The organism is Candidatus Symbiopectobacterium sp. (assembly GCF_020054415.1).
In the GTDB taxonomy this organism is placed as follows: Bacteria; Pseudomonadota; Gammaproteobacteria; order Enterobacterales; family Enterobacteriaceae; genus Symbiopectobacterium.
The window spans coordinates 1-4,759 of record NZ_JAHWCO010000459.1 but is presented as its reverse complement, the minus strand read 5'-3'; the positions used below and the strand labels follow the sequence as shown (position 1 = coordinate 4,759).

Genomic DNA, 4,759 nt, shown 5'->3' with positions numbered 1-4,759 from the left:
TCGGTGAAGAAGGTCGTATGGCTGGCAATCCAGGCGGCATCACAGAAATGGACGATGCCCTTACAGGACTGGCGTATGGCAATGAGTCGCTTTATTATCGAGTTCGGTGACCGCCTTGACGGTCACTTCTGAGGAAAGGCATTTACACAAAATCTTAAACAGGCTCACCCAAGCACGCAATAAGGCGAGGCGTTGAATTAAAACTCATTAGACCTATTTCGCCCTCTCACAATAGCTCCCCCCCCCTTTATAATTCGGGTTTTAAGAGAGCATCAAGTGAATGAAAACCTGTTTGAAACCGCGTTGAACAAGATTTAGGCGTCCTAGGAGGATGCCCCCGGAATGGGCACCATCAATGCCAGGCACATTGTGGTACACACCGCCAGACGCAACTCAAAGCAACGTACAATAAATCGTGAGTGCAGCCACCGCCACCACCATCACCACAGAAACCTTTTTCGCAAGTATTACCGCGGCGCGCGGCGCATCAATAGGGTCGGTGTGAGATTCACGAACCAGAGAAAATTGTGCCAGTTGCGTAACAACCCAATAGGGAGAATGGTGCAAATCGCCCAACGATGCCAGCCAGACAGGAAGCGCTTTTTCACCATGACCTAACAGCGCATAGGTGATCCCCGCCAAACGTGCCGGGATCCAATCCAGCCAGCGCAACAAGGCATCAACGCCTGATTGTGCACGGGACAATGGCGTATGATGCCGCGCCAAACAGGTTTGACGAGCGCGTAAAATGGCATAACCAACCAGCGCTATCGGCCCGTATGGCCCAGCGACCACAAACCAGAACAACGGTGCTAGATAAAAGCGAAAGTTGAGCCACAGCAATGCATTTTGCAATTCACTCAGTTTTTCACGCTCAGTGGCATCCAGCGGTAAACCATGAATCAAAGCCAGCTCTTCTGCCAGCGCTTGCATTGCATCCTGTTCACCGCGTTGTGCTGCGCCAAGGTAATTCTGGTAATGCTGCCGCACCTCGCCAGCACCAAGACACAATAGTACGATAGCAATCCACAGCAACAGCCCTACCAGCCCAAATAATACCCCCTTCGCCAGCCACAGCAACACAGCAGTTGCGGCCATCCCCAACAATGCTAACAGCAATGTCTGCAATAAAGAGGGGGCTGAGAGACGGCGAAAAATCATTTCCAGATGGGTGTCTATCTGCCAGCGATCGTTTTTTTTAAACAAACGCTCCCACGTCAGGGACAGTAGCAAGGTAAACAGGGTCATGAGCACTCATTCCTCTTATCGTCAATTTCAGGCACCTGGATCAATTGGTGATAGTGCTGCCAGTCAAAGGCCGGGCTGGGATCAGTTTTACGCTGAGGGGCTATATCACTGTGCCCGGTAATGCACTGTGGCGTAATAGGGTAATGGTTCAAGAACAACCGGGTAACACAGGCCAGCTGTTGGTATTGCTCCTGAGTAAAAGGTAGCGTATCAGTACCTTCCAGTTCGATACCAATGGAGAAATCGTTACACCGCTCACGGCCGGCAAACTGAGATACCCCAGCATGCCAAGCACGTTTATCAAAAGGGACATATTGCACAATGCCGCCATCACGGCGAATCAAATAGTGTGCCGACACCCGTAACTGGCTGATATTCTGAAAATAATGGTGCTCCTAGGGATCGAGCGTCGCCGTGAACAGTTGGTCGATGTAGGGGCCGCCAAACGCTCCCGGCGGTAAGCTGATATTGTGTATCACCAGCAATGAAGGAAGCTCTGCGTCCGGGCGCAAGTCACAATGGGGAAAAGGCACCCGTTTTACGCCTGTTAACCAACCCGCTTCCAACTGCATACCACATGCTCCCCAAGAAATGGTGTCATACCATTATTACTCAGATTTTGTTATTTTCCTAGCAAGGGCATCCTTAAAACAACCATTAACTCATTAAAATATAATAAATTTATTAAAAACCATTTATTTTCTGCGATATCGATTCCAGATTTTAAAAGAATCATGCAATCCGAACCATTCTTTACGAGTCGGCTTTCCAGTTATCCATTTATGCGCTCGTCCTCCCCCCTTGCATCTTCTACCTTTATGCCAAACCTGCTGACTGAAAAGGACGATGATGAATACAGAACGCGGATTCACCCTAGTTGAGTTGATGATCGTTATCGCGATTGTTGCCATTCTCGCCTCCATTAGTATCCCCTGCTAATCAGGGATACCTGCAAAAGACTGCAATGACAGACATGCTGCAATCGCTGGCACCTTATCGAACGGCGGTCAATTTGTGTGTGTTAGAAAACAGCAGCGTTGCGCCTTGTAATGCAGGAAGCCAAGGTATTCCCGTCGCGAGAGGCTCACGCTATGTCAGCAATCTCAGCGTAACACAAGGCGTCATCAGTTTGACGGGGCAGTCTGCCTTGCAAGGGTTGCACGTGACCTTAATACCCTATTGGGATAGCGACAGCAGTTCCATCATTTGGCGCCGACATTGTCAGGCAACCTCGCAGGCCGAGAGTTTGATAGTCGCTTGCGAGCGGGTATTTCGTTTCGATGATGTCTCGGAGTAAACATGCGCACATACTCCCCGTTGGATCGAGAGATCAAGCAGTTGTGCCAACGCTATCAGGCACAGTTGCTGACATTAGATGAACAAATCGTCACTATCGCCGTCACTGGCGATGTGGCTCCCGTATTGCTGACAGCGCTAAAATTTGCCAGCAATCGCCATATCGTGGTGGAACGCTGGTCACAAGCGAAGTTGGAACAGGCTTTCCACCCCCTACCGCAGGCGGCAGAAAGCGACGCTGTGTTCAGCATCACACCCACCACCGAGCCAACAGACGAAGAGACATCCGTTATCCACTATATCAATCAAACGCTGGCACAGGCCTTTCAGCGACGGGCTTCGGATATCCATTTTGAACCCATGGCGGATACCTACCGTGTACGCATGCATATTGATGGCGTGCTGCATATCTGCTTATCCCCCCCATTGGGCTGTGCGGCACGCCTTACCGCACGACTGAAAATCATGGGGCAGTTGGGTATTGCAGAGCACCGTCTGCCGCAAGACGGTCAGTTCTCGTTCGCGATCAATGCACAGTCGCTCTTGCTGCGTATTGTCACACTGCCCATACTGGAAGGTGAAAAAATCGTACTGCGCGTATTACAAACCTACCAACAGATGCTCACTCTAGATAGCCTGGGCTTATCGCAGACGGCATACGCCTGCCTGACACAGGCGTTACAGCAGCCGCAGGGTATGATCCTAGTGACCGGGCCTACGGGAAGCGGCAAAACCGTGACGCTTTATAGCGCAATATGCTGGCTCAATGAGAGCCAGCGCAACATTTGCAGTGTGGAAGATCCGGTGGAAATCCCGTTGCAGGGCATCAATCAAACCGCATTGAACCTCAAGGCCGAGCTGGATTTCAGTCGCATTTTGCGTGCCTTGCTGCGTCAAGATCCTGATGTCGTCATGATTGGCGAAATACGTGATAGCGAAACCGCGGAAATTGCCGTGAAAGCAGCGCAAACTGGTCATCTGGTATTATCGACGCTGCATACCAATTCTGCGATTGAAACCCTGACCCGACTCGGGCATTTGGGCATTCCCGGGTATTTGCTCGCGGGTGCGTTGACGCTGCTCATTGCTCAGCGTCTGGTACGGCGTCTTTGCCCACACTGTAAAACAGCGGCTTCCTCGTCATTAACATTTCCCGCTACGCTATGGGCAACCCCCGTTCCACACTGGGATGCGCAAGGCTGTGAACACTGCGTGAAGGGGTATTATGGTAGAACCGCCCTCTACGAGCTGCTACCGCTCACTCCTGCGCTACGACACGCATTGAGTCGCGGTGCCAGCACGCAAGACCTCGCGGTACTGGCCAACGAAACGGGTTATGACACGCTATTCATGTCGGCATTACAAAGGGTCTCCCAAGGGGAGACATCCGCCGCCGAAATGTATCGTATCATTGGTGCATCACAACACTCTCATTGAGACTGCGGCCATGTCACAAAAACTCTACTCCTGGCTCAGAGGGGGTACCAGCCGTTACGTTTACGATACCGGCAGACGCTCACGCAACGTTACTGGAAAACAACGGCCCGTATCGCCTTGTTTAAGCAGGTTGCCGCATTGCTAAAGGCTGGCCTGCCGCTGCTGAATGCACTGCGACTGCTGGCCGAACAGCATGAACTGCCGGGATGGCGATGCCTGATTAACGCATTAGCCGATGACATTGCCGAAGGCGAATCTTTTTCCGATGTCCTGCACCACTACCCACAGGTATTTCCTACGCTTTATCCTACCCTGGTTGCCGTTGGGGAGATGACCGGCAAACTAGATGTGTGTTGCCAACAGTTGGCGGCGCAGCAAGAGCAGCAGCTTCAACTGCAAAAGAAAGTGAAACAAGCGCTGCGCTATCCTGGTTTTGTTCTGGGCGTTAGCGTTACGCTGAGTATCATCATGCTGATATGGGTATTACCCGAATTTGCCAGCCTGTATGAGGCATTCGAGACACCGCTACCGCCACTGACTCAGTGCGTTTTGGCACTGGCAGATGTGGTAGCCCATCGCGCGCTACTGCTACTTACGCTACCGATGAGCATCGTACTGGGATATCCAGTGTGCCGCGCCTGCATATTCGCATCGTGATCGATCAGTGATTCGCATGACAATCGATCACGATTTCGCATGAAAGGTCGATCACTGATTCGCGTCGTATCGATCACTCCGGGACTTAACTCTTTTAACCTCCTCTCCATTCGCAGTTTCT

Annotated in this window: 3 protein-coding genes and 3 pseudogenes; 4 read left to right on the top strand and 2 right to left on the bottom strand. The window is 51.5% G+C overall.

Translation table 11 applies throughout. The annotated features are described in order from the left end of the window. Window positions 1–132 (top strand): annotated as a pseudogene (locus QZ506_RS13350) (IS256 family transposase); the annotation flags it as partial. Between the two features lie 261 nt (window positions 133–393). Here QZ506_RS13350 and ampE read toward each other — a convergent pair. Together ampE and ampD are read right to left on the bottom strand one after the other, a co-directional pair. Then, window positions 394–1,248, bottom strand: a complete 855-nt coding sequence (gene ampE / locus QZ506_RS13345) for a beta-lactamase regulator AmpE (RefSeq protein WP_291971647.1) — start codon at window positions 1,246–1,248, stop codon at window positions 394–396. Then, window positions 1,245–1,820, bottom strand: a pseudogene (gene ampD / locus QZ506_RS13340) (1,6-anhydro-N-acetylmuramyl-L-alanine amidase AmpD). Before ampD ends, ampE begins: the two are co-directional and overlap by 4 nt. Window positions 1,821–2,097: 277 nt before the next feature. Between ampD and ppdD the strand changes: the two are divergent. From ppdD to QZ506_RS13325, 3 genes and pseudogenes are all read left to right on the top strand, one after another. Beyond that, a pseudogene (ppdD, locus tag QZ506_RS13335) lies at window positions 2,098–2,545 on the top strand (prepilin peptidase-dependent pilin). A 2-nt stretch (window positions 2,546–2,547) separates the two neighbouring features. Then, complete coding sequence (gspE, locus tag QZ506_RS13330) at window positions 2,548–3,981, top strand: type II secretion system protein GspE (protein WP_291971645.1); 1,434 nt, start codon at window positions 2,548–2,550, stop codon at window positions 3,979–3,981. A gap of 117 nt (window positions 3,982–4,098) precedes the next feature. Continuing rightward, a complete protein-coding gene (locus QZ506_RS13325) occupies window positions 4,099–4,638 on the top strand; it encodes a type II secretion system F family protein (RefSeq protein ID WP_291971643.1) in 540 nt (179 codons plus the stop codon). Window positions 4,639–4,759: the final 121 nt, after the last annotated feature.

Excerpts from the sequence above, each read along its gene's own strand:
- ampE (WP_291971647.1), bottom strand. The coding sequence starts at position 1,248 with ATGACCCTGTTTACCTTGCTACTGTCCCTGACGTGGGAGCGTTTGTTT.
- gspE (WP_291971645.1), top strand. The coding sequence starts at position 2,548 with ATGCGCACATACTCCCCGTTGGATCGAGAGATCAAGCAGTTGTGCCAA.